Genomic DNA, 16,999 nt, shown 5'->3' with positions numbered 1-16,999 from the left:
AAAAGCCTTAATTAATTCTAAAAATCTGATGAAAAATCAAATAGAATCATTAAATGCAGTGAGCAAAAACTCAGGTTTAAAATATCATCAAGAGTTTCTCACTCAGGTTCAACAGGATATTGAAACGTTTAAAGAGCAAACTGTTAATAAAATACAAGAATACATAAACGAAAACCAACAGAACCGAAGTATTTTTTACGATGGAAACAAACTCAAGGATAGTGACCCTGTGTTGGATGAAATTAAAGAGATATACGATGGTAAATTCTCGGAAAGTATCCAGCACGATGAATTGATTTCTCTTTATCAGCAAGGTGAGGTTCGCTTTTCCTTTAAGATTCCTCCTGGTTTCGAGGATGTAGTTAAAGGAGATTTTAGAAGCTTCGGAGATTACATAGTATGGGAGGAAATGATTAAGTTATCTCAAACTAGAAGTGTACCAGTTATATTTGTAACCGAGGATCATAAGAACGATTGGTGGGTACATGATGAAAAGACGCATACTAAATCCCCTTTACCTGATTTGCTTAGAGAATTTAAGATGAGAACAGGCCAATATACTTACTTTTATAGTTATAAAGACTTTATAGAACAAGCTAAGTCGAGGTACTCTGACTTACCAGAAACGGACAGAGCAACTATGCAAATGGATTTAGCAACCCAAGAAAATGAAGATAACGAATTAGAGAATATACCTCAAATTGAAAGAATTGGTGCTCTACGTGATGGATTTTCTGACAGGAGATTTGCCACGGCCATTTTATTGCCATCCCTTTATAAACAGGCCCTGGCAAAATTAAAACAGTTAAAAGTACATAGCAGTGTGTCAGCTTATGCACACAGAGTAACTTTAGAATCGATCATGGATAGTGATACGGACTTTAGGGGGAAAATTCTTGAGCTGAAAAACATGATTAATAATATAGAGAATGCTATTGAATCCTATGAAAACTAGGTGAGAAATATTAACTTCTTATGTAGGCTCTAATAGTAATTAATACTCTAATTAGTACACTGACTTGTCAGGAGAAGCATCCGTCTTATACGGATGCTTTTTTAGTTTTACAGGGGAGAACAAGTTTTTGCTGTTTTTAAAAAAATTAAAACAGCATGTCCTAATTTCTTTCAAACTGCAAGTATTCCGGTGAGGTTAGAAAAATATTGAAAGGGTGATAAAAAATCTTAAAGTAGGGTGTCCTAATTATTGTAGAAACTGCAAGTATCCCGGTGAGAACAAAAATAAAGAAATACAGGAGGAAAGATGATGAAAAATACGAGATTGAAGTTTGAAGAACCATCTATTCAAAACGAAAAACAAATGAATCTGGAAGGGGAAATTAAAATGAAGAATATTATCAAGGGGTTAGAATCTATGGATATGAATAAAGAAATCACTATTACTTTTACAAAGGAAGAGTTGGAAATCGGAAAAAAAATGCTGGATGAGAAAATTAAGAATAATCCTTATTATCTACTGGAATCTAAGTTGGAAGATGAACTAAGGATTTTGAATGGAGACCTTTATGAAATTGAAGAAAGAATTAATGAATGTTCTAATGTAATAGATCAAATTGGAATAATGGGAGACCTTTTGTCAATTCGAGAGGAAATTGAACAATTATTAATGATACTATATCGCCAAGACAGGACCGTGAATGGCTTGAAGATGATAGATTTTAACTTGCCAAAGCTTCGGGAAAATGTAGAGGAACTATTCGAGAAATTAGAGGGAAATTACTGGATCTAAAAAATCTTCAAAAAGCAGGGATAGGATGCCCGAACTCAGCCCTGTCCCTGTTTTGTAATAATTTGCGGCAAATTAAGCATGATAATAAAGACAAAAAACTGTAGGAGAGATTAATATGCCTGAGGAGCCAACCCAACCTTCAAATGGTCACACAATCGATATCGATTGGGAAACAGCAATTAACACTGGATTAACTGCAGCAGCAGAGGCTTTTGGCGCTTCTTTTGGTGGTCCCATTGGTGCGGCATTGGGAAATGCAATAGCTGGTTCACTTTTTAATGGTGGGCAAGAAGATAAATTTGCAGAAGCCATTAGAGGTTTGAAAGAAAGCATCAATAAAGCAATCGATAATGCATTTCTTAAAGAACATACTGGAAATGTATTGGGACTTGGCGAAAATTTAAAAACTTATGTAATGACAAAAGATAGTCGAATACTTCACCCGATATTAAATGATATAACTCAACAAATTCATAATCTTTTTAGATTTGATTCAGAGGAAGCACTTGTTAGCTTAGTGTATGCATCAAACATACACTTATTTACTTTAAGAGCTTTGGCGGGACATGCTGAAAACCCTGGACAAGAAAGAGGATATTATTTAAATGCGAAAGAAAAATCTTTAGAATACTCTATAGCTATATCAGAGAGGACAACACAGCTTTCTGAAACAATAAATAATAGCCTTTCAAGTAATTGTGTTTTACTTCCAGTAAAAAGAGAAGACTCAATGTGGGTAGAAACCAGAGAATTTGGAAGAGAGGTTGGGGTTTCTGGTGCGATATTCAGTTTTTCTTACATGTATGGTGATAGGTTTTCCCCACCAGCTACCTTTCCAGAAATAAAGCGAGTTCCATATCCAACTGATCTTGCAGGGCGCATCATGAATAATTTTCCAGGTGACATATATAGTAATTCCGATGCAAAAGCAAAGTGTGAAGATTATAGTAATGATATTAAAGAAAAACGAAGAACATCATTAAATAACCTTTTAACCCCAATTCAACACTCCACTCAAGTCTGGAGAAATATATCTCAAGGATTAGAATCACGAGTAATGCTTTAAACTATAAAGAATAAAAATAAAGAGCCTAAAATATGCAAGTAGCTATACACTAATTGCGTAATTTGGCTCTTTTTACATTTATAAAGATTCACCTCTCGATTAATCCCGTACTATTGTTATCCCAATCTCATTCGTCCAATCATTTTCAACTGTACGCTTGATATAATCAACCAATTCTGTTTTATGTTCTTCCCCTTCATACCACTCATAGTTATAGAAAAGGTCTGTGCCACTAATATGTCTATAATGCCCTTCATGACCGCCGAAAGCCTTAACAATCATCATCTCAACCTGTGTAATAGCTTCGTCTAGCATGCCCTGATTTTCATCGCCACCTAATACCTTAATAACATCATTTAGAGCAAGTTGATTGTCCACCAATTCATCCAATAAGGTAAATAAGTCTTCTATTTGCTTTTCACGATTGAAATACATAGTCAGGGCATCATTAACCATTTTCTGCTTATCGCCTTTACCTTCTCTAGCTTGCTGAAGTTTATCCCCTAATGAATTTTCAATATAAACTGAGTGCTGTGTGTAATTATCCTCAAATTTACTCATTATAATATATCCTCCCCTAAATTAGAGTATTACCCGGAAAACCAAGTAGTAAGATTTCCTTTATCCCTGCAGAAAGTCATTCATCCTATTTATTTTATCTCAATTATATTTCTATTAATAATAGTTTGAAAGCGTTTTTTATCAATTGGGTTTTTTATTACGTATGTAATTAACAAATCCTTCAAACTTGTGTAATAAGTTATGGAATATGACAGCTTATAATCAAGTAGAAAGGAGGGGAACAGCTTGAAAGGAAAAACAGTTATTTATCTAGGAAAAGAATATACACTGTTCTTCCAGTATGAATCAGGATACTGTGAGATTATGAAAAATGAGGCGATTCCTACTGTTAAACTGGTACACATATCTGAACTGAAACAGGTAAACGAGAAAAACAGTAATCAAAATTAAAGGGGGTGGCTACTTACCTATTACTTTTCATTTCCACCCCTTGAATACGTTGATGTATAGGGCTTTAATAGGTGCTGATTTCTCGTTTTTTCCTGTACTTTTTATCTGAAATTCTATTAGCTTTTTTCTTGCCGTGGTTCCGACATGTATCACTGCAATACTGCACACGGAAGTTACCCGTTTTGAATAACCTGCTACAGCCTTTACACTTCTTGGACGATTGGGCAGCCCGCCCTTGCTTTAATACATGTACTGAATACCGTTCCTGTAATTCCGGGTCAGCAGGCAGGACAGCAGCTTCAAAGTAAGGGCATCTAAACCCCTCACATAAAGCTTGAATAACCACTGGGCAGCCTCTTTCTCCTAAGCAACGTCCGTTAATCAGGTTGGCACAATTTGATTCTGCTAACTTACCAAAGGCATTCAGGGTAGCATTAAAACTCATTACTGCCACCTGCCTTCTTTAAATGATATTTAACAGCGTCTCTGCTTACGCCTAATTGCTTGGCTATCTCGTACTGAGATATGCCATCATTCCTTAGCTTTATCATCGTCAACTTCATTTCCTCTGTCATTTTAGGTTTTCTACTCTTGCTTTTAGGTACTGGCTTTATTACCTTGACCTCAGGATTACGAATACTGCAATAGTGACGGCTGACAGCACGGTTAATCAACCAGCCTGGCTTAGCGTAGAAATAGCCACAGGTAAAGCAATAGTGATGAATCACTGCCCTGCCGTTAATAAACTGATCCACGGGTATAATTCGTCCATTGTACTTCTTGTCCAGCAGCCGCTGATATTGGCGGTTTTGTTTAACGTAATTTAAGTTAACCACTTTTAAAGAATCCCCTTTCCCAAAAATAAAAGACCACTGATTACTCAGTGGCCTTGCTTGCATTATTTCTGTTAGCTATTGCCTTTCCTATATCATCGTTAAAGGAAGGGTTAGAGGTATTTGCCCCTTTATTTTGGCGATATTGCTGTACCTCCAACATTAATTTTATAGACATTATGGGAGCAGGTTACTTACCTCCTCTAGTCTCTTCCCTTTAGCAACCGCTTCAACTAAATCCTTGTCCAATTTCAATTACTTCACGTCCTTTGGCTTGGCTACTGTAATGGACCCCATCTTGGCATACGTTAAATCGCTCTCCGATAGAAACTCACTTAGTTGAATAGTCGGTTTCCAGTATTCCCGGTTAAACTCGTATTTCATTCGGGGATAAACCTCGAGCACAGCTTCATCCTGAAAGAGTTCTAATATCTCTGGAGCAATCTCCCTGTACTGTGTATCCATTTCACGTCCTACCTCAGCAACTGCCTCTATAAACTGGTATCTGATATTAGTAGCAAAGTCAGTTAAATCATACTTTTTACCTTTTACAGATAAATCTTTGTAAGTTGCATCCTTAATTATAGGGGCATATTTTAGTTTAGTTTCTGTCTTGGCCTCGGCTAATCTTTCTAACATTGATTCAATCACCTGAGTTTCCATGATGATGTCCCTAGCCTGACGGTTTAGGTAGACTAATTGGCTTACGTCATCCGTTATTTCCTGGTCAAGAAGGTTAGCCGTATGTTCTGCCTGTAAGCCCTCTAAAGTCTCTTTTAACTTTTTCTCCTGCTCGTTAATCTTCTTGACCTCTGCTCGATATGCCTGTAAAGCTTTTTTGGACCCTTCGAAAAGGTTCATTTCCTTGATTGCTTTCTCTATTTGTTTCCTGTCTGCTTTCATTGTAGAAATCCCCCTCATTTTATCCCTCTGATGGCTTTGACCTCAATGATTTTACGAATGCTCGCTATCTCCACATTGGTAATTCTCAGCCGCTTGATTGCATCCCTTAACTTAGATTCATAGTAATTAGTGAACTGCATTTGCCCTGTCTCAATCCGGGACAAAGTGGCAGGATCAATGTTCATCTCGGTAGCCATCTGCTTTAGCGTAAGATTCCTGCTGTGCCGTAGCAACCTAATCATACGGTAGTCCAATTCCTGGTTATATGGTAGCCTTTCAATCATATATTCCACCTCTCATTCATTTAGTTATTCGGCAGGAGGACTTGATCCCCCTATAACTCTGTTCCTGAAATGAGGGGATAGTACAGGTATAATCTACAATCTTTTTGTAAGCTATTATTTAAGAACCTTGATATAAAATGGCTCCAGTCTCAATTTTGGGAAAAAATTAATATTAGGTGTCCTTTTTTTTCTAATGATTGCAAGTATCCCGGTGAGAAGGCAAACAATTTAACTAAATAGCAACTTTATTCTAGAGATACTTGGTTGGTAAAAAATGAATTTACTCAGAAGGAAAGAATGGAAAGTGTTAACTATATGGATAAAGTTTGAAAGATAATTGGAGGAACTTAAAAATAATGGATATTGAGTTGCGTTACCAAGGCATAGAACAAAGTTGGTATTGAAATACAAAAGAGTAACTTAAACCAAAACATGATTTCATTTGAAGGTATAATCTCCCTAGACTTTCTAAATTCAAATAGCGTATACTTATACTAGTGGATAACACATAAATACTAGTGATTGTAGCACTCAAGTACTAATGACCTTTTAAAATTAAACTAGAAAAACAGTAATTTGACGGGATTTGCGAGTGATTTAAGGGAGCAAAAAATCATCTTAGGTCACCAATACGGGGCTGGATGGGGTACTGGTGTCCTCCACGGTCTTCAAAACCGCTTGTGACCTGCGTGCCAGGTCAGGTGGGTTCGATTCCCACGCAGTCCCGCCAACTAAGAAATAATTCTAGCGTTTTACATATTTAACCACTTATATGGTTTTAATACTCAAAATCGGCATGACCGATGGAGTCCGGGTAGGGAACCGTGCAGGCCATTTATTTTTAGTCACCTATTAAAATTACTAGGTGGCTATTTTTTGTGGACAGAATTCTGTAGGCAGATGCTGTTAGGCGCTGTAAAATTAAGACAGAAAGAGGAAGGAGAGATTCACACTTGAACGATAAGCAATTTTTCAAACTGTCCAAAACGCTGGAACCTTACAGAAATGAAATTGAGAAAACAGCAAAACCTTGCATCTCCATCACCACGGTCGATGGGAAACCTGCACTTTACGAGAGCAAGTTTGGTGGTTTTCCCTACCTTCCTAAAGGAGCGGATCATCCTCTGGACGAAAAAGGAAGACATATGTCGCTCCTGGCGCAATACCGGTTTTCAGACATTCCGAAACTCCCCGGAATGCCCTTGGAAGGCATGATCCAATTTTTCCTGTCCGCGCACGACGATATGATGGGTCTTGATTTCGATGACCCCACCTCCCAGAAGAACTTCCGTGTAGTGTACCATGCAGAGGTCCTTGAGGACGACTCCCTTCTTGTGACGGATTTTTCCTATATGGAAGAGCCCGACGAAGACTATCTGCCAATCGAAGGTGAGTGGGCGATTTCCTTCTCACTGGCACAAGAGCCGGTGCCTCCTTCTGACTTCCAGTTTGAAGAACTTATGAAGGATATGGACTGTGAGGTGGTTGTCGGCAAGGATTCCTACGGGGAACTTACTCTTATTGATGTTTTCTCGGAGGAACTCTCCGGAGAAGGACATAAGATCGGCGGATACGCCTACTTCACCCAGGAAGACCCAAGATGCTACGAACACTCTTTCCGTGAGCATGACATCCTCCTTTTACAAATGGATTCAGAAGACGAGAGAGAAATTATGTGGGGAGACTGCGGTGTGGGCAACTTTTTTATAAGAAAAGAAGATTTGGAGAAGCTGGATTTCTCCAGGGTTCTCTATAATTGGGATTGTTCTTGATTAGCAAATCTGTGGCAGCCATGTGACTTTGCCTTCCTCCCTTTGACACATTCCTGATATGAAAAAATGGCCATAATCCATTTTCGGGGGAAATTCCGCTTTAAAAAAAATCTCCTATTGATTGCTTTTAACATTTTCCTGACATATTGGGCCGTTAAATTATAAGTACAAGGTCCAAAGAAGAGCGGCCTGAGTAAACAAGGTAACGTAGGAGGAAATAATTATGAAAAAACAGGCATTGGGTGCCGAGCTTTTTCTAAAAGAGAGTTCAGAGGAAGGCAGCACGTTTTCGATTGTATGGAACAGATGAAGCGGGTTTTCTAATAAATCCCTTGGGGGGAAGCCCCGAGGGATTTTTTTTGTTTGAAATTCTCCACATACTTAAATTCTCCTTCTATTTTTTCACTTTACCAGGTTGACAGAATACCATTAGGGGTATATTATGAAACCTGTAATGAATGAAACAAAACAAGCGAAAAGCTTCAGAAAATAAAAAAGCCATAGAATGGAGGGATTTGGATGGAATATAATGGCCAGATGAAAAACCGGGTAAAAAGGATTGAAGGCCAGCTTAGAGGAATATTGCGCATGATGGAAGAAGGCAAGGACTGTAAAGATGTGATTACTCAATTGTCTGCCGCGAGATCCGCCATTGACCGTTCAATTGGCTTAGTGGTAAGCTCCAATTTAGTGGAATGTGTGCGTAACGCAGATGATCAGGGAGAGCAACAGGCGGACGATTTGATAAAGGAAGCGGTAAATCTGTTAGTCAAAAGCAGGTAGAACAAAAGGGTTGACACCCTTTTATCTTTTTGTTAATTTAATACCCATGGGGGTAACGGTAATTATTTTTCGAGGAGGATTAACATGACAGAAAAGAAAAGAACAACGATCGTATTATTTAGCGGTGATTATGATAAAGCGATGGCTGCGTACATCATTGCCAATGGTGCAGCAGCCTATGACCACGAGGTAACCATCTTTCATACCTTTTGGGGATTGAATGCTTTAAGGAAAGAAGAAGAGATTGAGGTTGAAAAAGGATTTATTGAAAAAATGTTTGCAAAAATGATGCCCAAAGGTGCTGATAAAATGGGGCTTTCTAAAATGCATTTTGCAGGATTTGGCCCGAAAATGATTAAGAATGTCATGAAAAAGCATAATGCCCTGACTCTTCCTCAGCTGATCGAGATGGCTCAAGAGCAGGATGTTAAACTAGTAGCCTGCACAATGACTATGGACCTCCTGGGGCTTAAGGAGGAAGAACTCCTGGACAATATCGAATATGCAGGAGTCGCGGCCTACCTTGCAGATGCCGAGGATGGCAATGTGAACCTGTTTATCTAAAAAAAAATTGGGCTTCACACAAATTACGAATGTCAAGGGCGGAGTAAGCGCCTGGAGACCTTAGGGGGAATAAGCATGAAACAGATGACTGCCAAAGAAGTAGAAGCATTATTGAAACATGATAAATCACTAAACATTGTCGATGTGCGGGAAGTGGATGAGGTGGCTGCAGGAAAAATCCCTGGTGCTGTTCATATCCCTCTGGGACTATTGGAATTCCGCATGCAAGAATTGGATAAATCAAAGGAATATATCATGGTTTGCCGTTCAGGAGGCAGGAGCGGCCGTGCGTGCCAGCTGCTGGACAGCCACGGGTACAACATCATTAATATGGCAGGCGGAATGCTGGCATGGGAAGGGCCGACTGAATAATTTTTTTACAAAAAATACCCCAATGGGTAAAATGGAGGAATCATAATGGAATCTTTAAAAACTGATTTAGTACTGGATGCAAAAGGCCTGGCTTGTCCGATGCCGATCGTTAAAACCAAAAAAGCAATGAACAGTGTGGAAGCAGGCCAGGTGGTGGAAGTCCAGGCCACAGATAAAGGTTCAAAAGCAGACCTTAAAGCATGGGCGGAAAGCACGGGGCATCAATATTTGGGCACAATTGAAGAAGGCGGGGTCCTGAAGCATTATCTTCGTAAATCATCCAGCGAAGATACAGAAGAAAGAAAGCATCCTGTCGTAGCAACGAACGAAGATTTGGAAAACAAACTAAATGATTCTATTGTGGTTCTGGATGTAAGGGAAGAAGCGGAATATGCGTTTAATCATATTCCAAATGCCATTAACATTCCGATGGGTGAGCTGGAAGCGCGGCTTGGAGAGATTAATAAAGAAGATGAGATTTTTGTGATTTGCCGTACCGGCAGCCGCAGTGACCTTGCTGCACAAAAGCTGGCCCAAAACGGATTCAGCAAAGTAAGTAATGTCGTGCCTGGCATGAGCGCCTGGAACGGCAGCACGGTTAGTATAACTAAGTAAAATGAGATAAAAGCATTCTAAAATTTTTTAATCCAAAATATACCCTGGGAGGTAAGATGAGTGGCTATTAAAGCAATGACTTCAAAAGAAGTGACAAAGAAGGTTTTTAATAAAGAAAAACTGTTTGTTTTAGATGTCCGAAACGAAAGTGATTTTCAGGATTGGAAAATTGAAGGAGAGAATTTTCAATATCTCAATATCCCATACTTCGAACTTCTTGATGGGGTAGAAGGAATCATGGACAAAATTCCTGCAGAACAGGAAGTTCTGGTTGTTTGCGCAAAAGAAGGTTCATCGGTAATGGTGGCTGAAATGCTTTCGGATGCCGGACTTGATGTTTTCTATCTGCAAGGCGGAATGAAAGCCTGGAGTGAACATTTGGAGCCTGTGAAGGTTGGAGATCTGAAAGATGGCGGAGAGCTTTACCAGTTTGTCCGGATCGGCAAAGGCTGCCTTTCCTATATGGTGCTGTCAAATGGCGAGGCGGCCCTTATTGACGCTACCCGCATGACAGACATTTATCTTGATTTTGCCAAAAGCAAGAACGCGAAGATTACCCATGTATTTGATACCCATCTTCATGCCGACCACATTTCCGGAGGCCGGGTGATTGCCGAGAAGACAAATGCGACTTACTGGCTGCCTCCCAAAGATGCGACAGAAGTAACGTTTGACTATGAACCGCTTGAAGGCGGAAACGATGTGAGCATTGGGGAAACGAAGATCAATATTCATTCTTTATACTCCCCAGGGCACACGATTGGATCTACATCCTTCGTAGTCGATGACCAGTTCCTGCTTTCAGGGGATATTCTCTTCATTGATTCAATCGGCAGACCTGATTTGGCCGGATTGGCTGAGGACTGGGTTGGCGATCTGCGCGAAAGCCTGTATTCCCGTTACCGGGAGCTATCGGAGGAATTGATCGTGCTGCCTGCACACTTTATGATCATTGATGAACTGAATGAAGATGGAAGTGTTGCAGAGAAGCTTGGAGTATTGTTTGCCAAGAACCATGGATTAAATATCGAGGATGAAAATGAATTCAGGAAGCTTGTAACGGAAAATCTGCCGCCGCAGCCAAATGCCTACCAGCAAATCCGTGAAACGAATATGGGCAAAATCAGCCCGGATACTGAAAAACAGCGCGAAATGGAAATAGGGCCAAACCGCTGTGCGGTCCGCTAATAATTAAAACTTTAAACTTTTAGGAGGCTGTAATAATGGAAGCAAACAAAGTATTAGATGCCAAAGGCCTGGCATGCCCAATGCCGATTGTAAAGACGAAGAAAGCGATGGCTGAGCTTGAATCCGGCCAGGTGCTGGAAATCCATGCAACAGACAAAGGGGCAAAGAATGACCTTGCTGCCTGGGCAAAATCAGGCGGACATGAGCTTGTGAAACACGAAGAAGAAAGTGATGTTCTAAAATTCTGGATTAAAAAAGGCTAATAATCGTATAGAGGGGAACCATCATGGTTCCCTTTTTTAGGAGAGTGAGAAAACCATGGAACTCGAATTTATTATTACTATTTTTCTTATTGGGTTTATCGGTTCTTATATTTCAGGGATGCTCGGGATTGGCGGGTCCATCATTAAATACCCGTTGCTTCTCTATATCCCGCCATTGTTAGGCTTGTCCGCATTCACGGCACACGAAGTCTCCGGCATTAGTGCAGTTCAGGTGTTTTTTGCAACCATTGGCGGAGTCTTGGCCTACCGGAAAGGTGGTTATTTAAATAAATCATTAATTGCCTACATGGGAGCCAGCATTTTAGTCGGCAGCTTTATTGGCGGGTTTGGATCAAAGCTGATGTCGGAAGCAGGAATTAACTTGATTTATGGGATCCTCGCCTTAACAGCAGCGGTGATGATGTTCATTCCTAAAAAAGGACTGGATGATATCCCGCTGGATCAAGTAACGTTCAATAAATGGCTTGCAGCTGTTCTTTCTCTGATTGTCGGGATTGGGGCAGGTATCGTTGGTGCCGCAGGAGCCTTTTTATTGGTGCCAATCATGCTCGTGGTATTGAAAATACCTACAAGGATGACCATTGCTTCTTCTTTGGCGATCACTTTCATCTCCTCGATCGGAGCTACCGTCGGCAAAATCACGACGGGCCAAGTGGATTATGGTCCAGCGGCCATAATGGTTGTCGCAAGCTTAATTGCGTCACCATTAGGAGCGATGGCAGGGAAAAAGGTGAATACAAAACTTCTTCAGGTGATTCTGGCTGTATTAATCCTGGCGACAGCTATAAAAATTTGGCTGGATATTTTATAAACGCTATGTTTTGTGGAATGATAATGCAGGAATAATCTATCTTCCTAAAAGCCAAAGGCTTGCTGTCAGCAGCAAGCCTTTGTGTTTAATCATTTCCTTTTTGGATGGCACTAGAGTAGGTCTTCCAGCCCCCGTCCAGGTTTTTCACCGAATACCCATTATCCTTTAGAATCCTGGAAGCCAGATAACCTCTCAATCCCACCTGGCAAGAGACAAAGACCGTTTGATCTTTAGGAATTTCGTGCAGACGATTCCTTATTTCTCCCAGCGGGATATTGATTGAACCCTTAATAAATCCCATTTCTCTTTCAATCGGCTCGCGGACATCAATCAGCAGTCCGCCATTCTCGACGATTAAGTCAATCTCATCCCACTGCACGGTTTCAACATCTCCGTCCATGATGTTGGCTGCAACATAGCCTGCCATGTTGACTGGATCTTTTGCAGAAGAGAAGGGAGGAGCGTAGGATAACTCCACTTCGGTTAAATCATGGACCGTTAACCCTCCTTTAATGGCCGTTGCAATGACATCAATCCGCCATCTTCGCCGACAGCCTGTGCTCCGTAGATGCTTCCTGTCTCCGGGCTGAAGAGCAATTTTAAAGCAATAGGCGCAGCTCCTGGATGGAGGTGCCAAGCGTTCCTTTATATTTTTCCTGCTTGCCATATACATTATTGGCTACAATTCTACCCTGGCGGTTCGCTGGTCCTGCTAACGTAATCATGGCTGCATTTCCATTGATAAAATCTTTGACTTCAATCGCATCTCCAATGGCGTAAATATCCGGGTCATTTGTTTGCAGATAATCATTCACGAGAATCCCGCCGCGCTGGCCTACCTCCAGGCCGGCCATGACTGCAAGCTTGTTCTCAGGGCTGACCCCGATTGATAAAATCGCCATGTCGGTGCAAATTTGCATTCCGCTCTCCAGTTCAATGATACTCCCATTTTGTTTAAAAGCTTTTACTCCATCCTCCAAGATCAAGTTAACGCCTTTCTCTGCGAGATGGGTGTGAATAAGGGAGGCCATTTCATAATCAAGCGGAGCCATTACCTGCTTTCCAAGTTCCACAACTGTCACTTCGATGCCGCGCTCCGCAAGGTTTTCAGCCATTTTCAGCCCAATGAACCCGCCCCCGATCACGACAGCTTTTTGAGGGTTCTTCTTATCGATTAATGATTTGATTTTATCTGTACCCGGAATATTTCTTAACGTAAAGATGTTGTTTGCTTCCGAAAGCCCATCAATTGGCGGGACAACCGGTTTTGCACCAGGGGATAAAATCAAACTGTCATAATTTTCTTCATAAACCTCACTGGATTGAAGATCTTTCACTGTGACCGTTTTTTTATCGCGATTGATGCCGATTACTTCTGTCAGGTTCCGGATATCAAGGTTTTTTGCTCATTCCTTCAACCGTCTGGACAAAAAGCTTTTGCCTGTCCTTGATTGTCTCGCCGATAAAGTAGGGCAAGCCACAGTTTGCAAAAGATATGTGTTCGCCTCGCTCAATTAAAACTATGGTTGCTGTCTCATCCAATCTTCTCAGTCTGGCAGCAGCTGAAGCGCCACCTGCAACTCCTCCAACGATTACAATTTTTTTAGCCATGATAATTCCTCCTCGTTCTTTATATATACCTATATGGGTATTAAAATGTGTAGTTAATCCCTGAAAATAAGGGAATAGCTTATATCTATATACTATACGGGGTATAAGTAGATTTCACTATTAAAAGTTGAATTTTCCTCCAAAAAATTTTTAGTGTCCACAAATTAGACAAATATAATAATTGTGGCTGATTATCATAAAAAATTCTAAACAAATATGGAGAATTTGAAACAATATTAAAAAATATTTGTTTAGCAAACAAATTTATGTTGATTTCTAAAAATTCAGTATGCTAGTATACAAGTGTGGTGGAAACGTTTACACCATCACTAAAACAAATAACCATATTTGAGGGGGAGAAACATGAAGAAAAGGTGGGTTTTCCTATTGGTCATGATGGCAGCGCTTGCATTGGCAGGCTGCTCGGAACAGAGCGGTGGGGACACAAAGAAGGAAGAGGGAAAGGTCTATACCTTAAAGATGTCCACCCAGCAGGCAGAAACAGCGCCAATCGTAAAAGGATTCTACGACCTTGCGGAAAGGCTTGAGGAAAAATCGGAAGGGCGTCTGAAAATGGAAGTCTACCCAAGTGCACAGCTTGGAAGTGACGATGACGTTATCGAACAAGCAGAACAGGGAGTGAACGTGGCTGTTCTCACGGATGGAAGCCGCATGGGCTTATATGTGGAGGAAATGGGCATCATCGGAGCCCCTTACCTTGCCGATAACTATGAAGACGTATTGAAAATCACCCAGGGGGACACCTTCAAATCGTGGGAAAAATCCCTGGCGGAAGAGCACGGAATCCGCGTGCTATCGTTTAACTGGTATGACGGACCAAGGCATTTCCTGACCAATGAGCCGATTGAGAAACCGGAAGACCTGAAAGGGCTCAGGATCCGGACGCCTGGATCTCCTGTTTGGCAGGAATCCGTGAAAGCGATGGGCGCAACACCGATTGCGATGCCATGGGGAGAGGCGTACTCCGCTGTTCAGCAGGGCGCCATCGATGGAGCGGAAGCTCAGCATACGTCTACATATCCTTCCCGCATGTATGAAGTCATCAAGTATGTAAACAAGACAAGCCATTTCCAGCTCATCAACGGAATCATCGTAGGGGAAAAATGGTTCGAAACCCTTCCTGAAGATCTTCAGACCCTGCTGCTGGAGGAGACAAGAGCAGTTGCGGAAGGAAATGCCAAGGAAATTGCGGACATGCAGGGAGAGCTTGAGGAAAAGCTGAAGGCTGAAGGAGTCGAAGTGGTCGAGCCCGATGTCGAGGCATTCAAAAAGGCAGCCGAACAGGCGTATGAAAAGCTTGGCTTCACAGAATTGAGAGAACAAATCTATAAAGAAATAGGAAGATAAACATGAAAAAATTGTATGGTCACTTTTGCAAGGTGGAAGAGACGCTGGTCAAAAGCTTCCTTATTTCCATTACTCTTCTTGTCTTCCTCTCTGCCATCTTCCGGACCATTAAGTACCCTATCAACTGGGCCGTCGATCTTTCGATGCTCCTGTTCGCCTGGGTGATCTTCCTGGGGGCCGACATGGCCATCAGGAAGGCGGAACTAGTCAACATGGATCTATTAATCAACCGGCTTACGGAAAATGGGAGAAAGATTGTCATGAGTGTGTGGAATGTCGTTATACTGCTATTCCTTGGTTTCCTTCTATGGTATGGCGTTCCGCTCGCGATGGAGAGCACCAGCAGGCAATTCCAGACGCTCGGGATCAGTTATTCATGGGCCACCATCTCCGTGCCTGTGGGTGCATTTCTCATGATGGTGAGCACGGTAATCAAAATTCGCCAGACATGGAAGAAGAATGGGTAGGGGGAGCGTATGTTACTAGTCCTTGCAGTCTTTTTATTTCTATTGTTCTTTGGGATGCCGGTAGCGTTCGCGATCGGGATTTCCGGACTGTTCTTTTTCCTTACCACACCTGAAGTGCCTCTGTCCATTGCCGTTCAGAGAACACTGACCACTTCCCAGTCGTTCACCATGCTCGCCATCCCGCTATTCATCTTCGCGGGGCACCTGATGAACAGCACGGGGATTACGAAAAGGCTCATTAAGCTCGCGGATGTCCTCACTGGGCATATGTACGGGAACCTTGCGCAGGTGAGTGTGGTGCTTAGTACATTGATGGGCGGGGTATCGGGTTCTGCGGTCGCGGATGCTGCAATGCAGTCGAGGATCCTCGGTCCTGACATGGTGAGGAAAGGGTACAAGCCGGCTTACGGGGCAGCTATCAATGGGGTGTCGTCACTCATAACGGCGACAATTCCCCCGAGCATGGGGCTCATCCTTTACGGAAGCATCGGGGAAGTATCCATCGGGAGGCTATTCGCTGCCGGAATCCTCCCTGGAATCATGATGATGATTGCCTTGATGATCGCTGTCTCCTACACAAGCAGGAGAAACAGGTATCTGCCGGAAAGGGAAAAACCGCCCGGAATCAAGGAAGTACTTGTCGCATTGAAAGACGGTATATGGGCATTGCTGTTTCCGGTGATCTTGATTGTCGGAATCCGGTATGGAATTTTCACCCCATCCGAGTCCGGTGCGTTTGCGGCCGTGTATGCCATCTTTGTAGGAATGGTAATTTATAAGGATCTTACATGGAAGAGACTATGGGAAACGGTTCAGAATAGCGCGGTGGACATCGGCGCCGTAATGCTTATCATTTCGGTTTCAGGGATATTCGGGTACGGAATCGTCTATGACAACGTAACCCGGAGCCTATCCGAAATCATTTCCGGAATCACTCAAAATCCGTACGCTCTTCTCGGCGTTATCATCCTTGCCTTGATCATCGCTGGGATGTTTGTCGAGACAACGGTCGTCACGCTTCTTCTGACCCCGATTTTCGTCCCGATTGTCACTAGCGTCGGCATTGACCCAGTGCATTTCGGGTTAATCATGATGACGGTCACAACGTTTGGCATTATCACCCCGCCGATGGGGGTGTCGCTGTTCACTGTTTCCCAGATTATGGGTTGCTCACCTCAGGATACGGTGAAGGAGGCCATTCCGTTTTACATTGCCATTTTTGCCGTCGTGGCCATCATGGTGTTTTTCCCGGATTTCATCTTGTTCATACCTGATGTCGTCTTCGGGGAGTAGGAAAGAGGGTGTCCTGGCGGCTCACGGAGGGAATTATCCTTTTGGGGTCGCCTGAGGCCCTTTTTT

The 16,999-nt window shown here is 42.0% G+C and carries 20 protein-coding genes, 1 tRNA gene and 1 pseudogene; 16 read left to right on the top strand and 6 right to left on the bottom strand.

Translation table 11 applies throughout. From position 1 onward, the window contains the following. From WQ57_RS26885 to WQ57_RS13925, 3 genes are all read left to right on the top strand, one after another. The coding region (locus tag WQ57_RS26885; RefSeq protein ID WP_162200612.1) for a PIN-like domain-containing protein at positions 1–955 on the top strand (955 nt) is incomplete at its 5' end. 306 nt (positions 956–1,261) lie between these two features. After that, complete coding sequence (locus tag WQ57_RS13930) at positions 1,262–1,747, top strand: hypothetical protein (RefSeq protein WP_156183143.1); 486 nt, start codon at positions 1,262–1,264, stop codon at positions 1,745–1,747. 115 nt (positions 1,748–1,862) lie between these two features. Beyond that, positions 1,863–2,813, top strand: coding sequence for a hypothetical protein (locus WQ57_RS13925; RefSeq protein WP_046524375.1), 951 nt, complete (start codon positions 1,863–1,865; stop codon positions 2,811–2,813). A gap of 99 nt (positions 2,814–2,912) precedes the next feature. Here the strand turns inward: WQ57_RS13925 and WQ57_RS13920 are convergent, their stop codons facing one another. Continuing rightward, complete coding sequence (locus WQ57_RS13920; RefSeq protein ID WP_046524374.1) at positions 2,913–3,374, bottom strand: hypothetical protein; 462 nt, start codon at positions 3,372–3,374, stop codon at positions 2,913–2,915. A 246-nt stretch (positions 3,375–3,620) separates the two neighbouring features. Here WQ57_RS13920 and WQ57_RS26690 point away from each other — a divergent pair, with 246 nt between their 5' ends. Then, complete coding sequence (locus WQ57_RS26690; RefSeq protein ID WP_156183142.1) at positions 3,621–3,785, top strand: hypothetical protein; 165 nt, start codon at positions 3,621–3,623, stop codon at positions 3,783–3,785. A 64-nt stretch (positions 3,786–3,849) separates the two neighbouring features. Here WQ57_RS26690 and WQ57_RS13915 read toward each other — a convergent pair whose 3' ends face one another. The 4 genes from WQ57_RS13915 to WQ57_RS13900 all read right to left on the bottom strand — a co-directional run bounded on the left by WQ57_RS13915 (position 3,850) and on the right by WQ57_RS13900 (position 5,805). Continuing rightward, on the bottom strand, positions 3,850–4,230 hold the full coding sequence (locus WQ57_RS13915) for a cysteine-rich VLP protein (RefSeq protein ID WP_046524373.1): 381 nt from the start codon (positions 4,228–4,230) through the stop codon (positions 3,850–3,852). Next, positions 4,220–4,621 carry a helix-turn-helix domain-containing protein gene (locus WQ57_RS13910; protein ID WP_046524372.1) on the bottom strand — a complete coding sequence of 134 codons (402 nt, stop codon included), beginning with the start codon at positions 4,619–4,621 and terminating at the stop codon, positions 4,220–4,222. Before WQ57_RS13910 ends, WQ57_RS13915 begins: the two co-directional genes overlap by 11 nt. A gap of 252 nt (positions 4,622–4,873) precedes the next feature. Further along, positions 4,874–5,521 carry a hypothetical protein gene (locus WQ57_RS13905; protein ID WP_046524371.1) on the bottom strand — a complete coding sequence of 216 codons (648 nt, stop codon included), beginning with the start codon at positions 5,519–5,521 and terminating at the stop codon, positions 4,874–4,876. A 14-nt stretch (positions 5,522–5,535) separates the two neighbouring features. Continuing rightward, the gene (locus tag WQ57_RS13900) at positions 5,536–5,805 is read right to left on the bottom strand and encodes a helix-turn-helix domain-containing protein (RefSeq protein ID WP_156183140.1); all 270 of its coding nucleotides are present in this window, start codon (positions 5,803–5,805) and stop codon (positions 5,536–5,538) included. Positions 5,806–6,438: 633 nt separating this feature from the next. Between WQ57_RS13900 and WQ57_RS26685 the strand changes: the two genes are divergently transcribed. The 9 genes from WQ57_RS26685 (at position 6,439) to WQ57_RS13860 (ending at position 12,194) form a co-directional block, all read left to right on the top strand. Next, a tRNA-Sec gene (locus WQ57_RS26685) sits at positions 6,439–6,535 on the top strand. Between the two features lie 223 nt (positions 6,536–6,758). After that, complete coding sequence (locus WQ57_RS13895; RefSeq protein WP_046524370.1) at positions 6,759–7,577, top strand: YwqG family protein; 819 nt, start codon at positions 6,759–6,761, stop codon at positions 7,575–7,577. A gap of 519 nt (positions 7,578–8,096) precedes the next feature. Beyond that, the gene (locus WQ57_RS13890; RefSeq protein ID WP_046524369.1) at positions 8,097–8,360 is read left to right on the top strand and encodes a metal-sensitive transcriptional regulator; all 264 of its coding nucleotides are present in this window, start codon (positions 8,097–8,099) and stop codon (positions 8,358–8,360) included. An 84-nt stretch (positions 8,361–8,444) separates the two neighbouring features. After that, a complete protein-coding gene (locus WQ57_RS13885) occupies positions 8,445–8,924 on the top strand; it encodes a DsrE/DsrF/DrsH-like family protein (RefSeq protein ID WP_046524368.1) in 480 nt (159 codons plus the stop codon). Between the two features lie 75 nt (positions 8,925–8,999). Next, positions 9,000–9,296, top strand: coding sequence for a rhodanese-like domain-containing protein (locus tag WQ57_RS13880; protein ID WP_046524367.1), 297 nt, complete (start codon positions 9,000–9,002; stop codon positions 9,294–9,296). A gap of 45 nt (positions 9,297–9,341) precedes the next feature. Then, positions 9,342–9,911, top strand: coding sequence for a sulfurtransferase TusA family protein (locus tag WQ57_RS13875; protein ID WP_046524366.1), 570 nt, complete (start codon positions 9,342–9,344; stop codon positions 9,909–9,911). A gap of 75 nt (positions 9,912–9,986) precedes the next feature. Further along, complete coding sequence (locus WQ57_RS13870; protein WP_162200613.1) at positions 9,987–11,099, top strand: MBL fold metallo-hydrolase; 1,113 nt, start codon at positions 9,987–9,989, stop codon at positions 11,097–11,099. 35 nt (positions 11,100–11,134) lie between these two features. Then, positions 11,135–11,362: a sulfurtransferase TusA family protein gene (locus tag WQ57_RS13865; protein WP_046524364.1), complete on the top strand. Its 228-nt coding sequence runs from the start codon at positions 11,135–11,137 to the stop codon at positions 11,360–11,362. A gap of 55 nt (positions 11,363–11,417) precedes the next feature. Further along, positions 11,418–12,194 carry a sulfite exporter TauE/SafE family protein gene (locus tag WQ57_RS13860; RefSeq protein ID WP_046524363.1) on the top strand — a complete coding sequence of 259 codons (777 nt, stop codon included), beginning with the start codon at positions 11,418–11,420 and terminating at the stop codon, positions 12,192–12,194. An 85-nt stretch (positions 12,195–12,279) separates the two neighbouring features. Here the strand turns inward: WQ57_RS13860 and WQ57_RS13855 are convergent. Next, positions 12,280–13,805 (bottom strand): annotated as a pseudogene (locus WQ57_RS13855) (FAD-dependent oxidoreductase). 363 nt (positions 13,806–14,168) lie between these two features. Between WQ57_RS13855 and WQ57_RS13850 the strand changes: the two are divergent. From WQ57_RS13850 to WQ57_RS13840, 3 genes are read left to right on the top strand one after another with little or no spacing between them, the layout of a single operon-like run. After that, entirely contained in the window at positions 14,169–15,173 is a 1,005-nt protein-coding gene (locus WQ57_RS13850; protein WP_046524362.1) for a C4-dicarboxylate TRAP transporter substrate-binding protein, read from the top strand. 2 nt (positions 15,174–15,175) lie between these two features. Continuing rightward, on the top strand, positions 15,176–15,640 hold the full coding sequence (locus WQ57_RS13845; protein WP_046524361.1) for a TRAP transporter small permease: 465 nt from the start codon (positions 15,176–15,178) through the stop codon (positions 15,638–15,640). A 9-nt stretch (positions 15,641–15,649) separates the two neighbouring features. Further along, the gene (locus WQ57_RS13840; protein WP_046524360.1) at positions 15,650–16,933 is read left to right on the top strand and encodes a TRAP transporter large permease; all 1,284 of its coding nucleotides are present in this window, start codon (positions 15,650–15,652) and stop codon (positions 16,931–16,933) included. The last annotated feature ends 66 nt before the right edge of the window (positions 16,934–16,999 follow it).

Origin of the sequence: Mesobacillus campisalis (assembly GCF_000986785.1) — a bacterium.
GTDB lineage: Bacteria > Bacillota > Bacilli > Bacillales > Cytobacillaceae > Mesobacillus_B > Mesobacillus_B campisalis.
This window is presented reverse-complemented; position numbering and strand designations above follow the sequence as displayed.

Coding starts and splice junctions, on each gene's coding strand:
- WQ57_RS13930 (WP_156183143.1), top strand. CDS start 1,262: ATGATGAAAAATACGAGATTGAAGTTTGAAGAACCATCTATTCAAAAC.
- WQ57_RS13925 (WP_046524375.1), top strand. CDS start 1,863: ATGCCTGAGGAGCCAACCCAACCTTCAAATGGTCACACAATCGATATC.
- WQ57_RS13920 (WP_046524374.1), bottom strand. CDS start 3,374: ATGAGTAAATTTGAGGATAATTACACACAGCACTCAGTTTATATTGAA.
- WQ57_RS13915 (WP_046524373.1), bottom strand. CDS start 4,230: ATGAGTTTTAATGCTACCCTGAATGCCTTTGGTAAGTTAGCAGAATCA.
- WQ57_RS13905 (WP_046524371.1), bottom strand. CDS start 5,521: ATGAAAGCAGACAGGAAACAAATAGAGAAAGCAATCAAGGAAATGAAC.
- WQ57_RS13900 (WP_156183140.1), bottom strand. CDS start 5,805: ATGATTGAAAGGCTACCATATAACCAGGAATTGGACTACCGTATGATT.
- WQ57_RS13890 (WP_046524369.1), top strand. CDS start 8,097: ATGGAATATAATGGCCAGATGAAAAACCGGGTAAAAAGGATTGAAGGC.
- WQ57_RS13885 (WP_046524368.1), top strand. CDS start 8,445: ATGACAGAAAAGAAAAGAACAACGATCGTATTATTTAGCGGTGATTAT.
- WQ57_RS13880 (WP_046524367.1), top strand. CDS start 9,000: ATGAAACAGATGACTGCCAAAGAAGTAGAAGCATTATTGAAACATGAT.
- WQ57_RS13875 (WP_046524366.1), top strand. CDS start 9,342: ATGGAATCTTTAAAAACTGATTTAGTACTGGATGCAAAAGGCCTGGCT.
- WQ57_RS13870 (WP_162200613.1), top strand. CDS start 9,987: ATGACTTCAAAAGAAGTGACAAAGAAGGTTTTTAATAAAGAAAAACTG.
- WQ57_RS13865 (WP_046524364.1), top strand. CDS start 11,135: ATGGAAGCAAACAAAGTATTAGATGCCAAAGGCCTGGCATGCCCAATG.
- WQ57_RS13860 (WP_046524363.1), top strand. CDS start 11,418: ATGGAACTCGAATTTATTATTACTATTTTTCTTATTGGGTTTATCGGT.
- WQ57_RS13850 (WP_046524362.1), top strand. CDS start 14,169: ATGAAGAAAAGGTGGGTTTTCCTATTGGTCATGATGGCAGCGCTTGCA.
- WQ57_RS13845 (WP_046524361.1), top strand. CDS start 15,176: ATGAAAAAATTGTATGGTCACTTTTGCAAGGTGGAAGAGACGCTGGTC.
- WQ57_RS13840 (WP_046524360.1), top strand. CDS start 15,650: ATGTTACTAGTCCTTGCAGTCTTTTTATTTCTATTGTTCTTTGGGATG.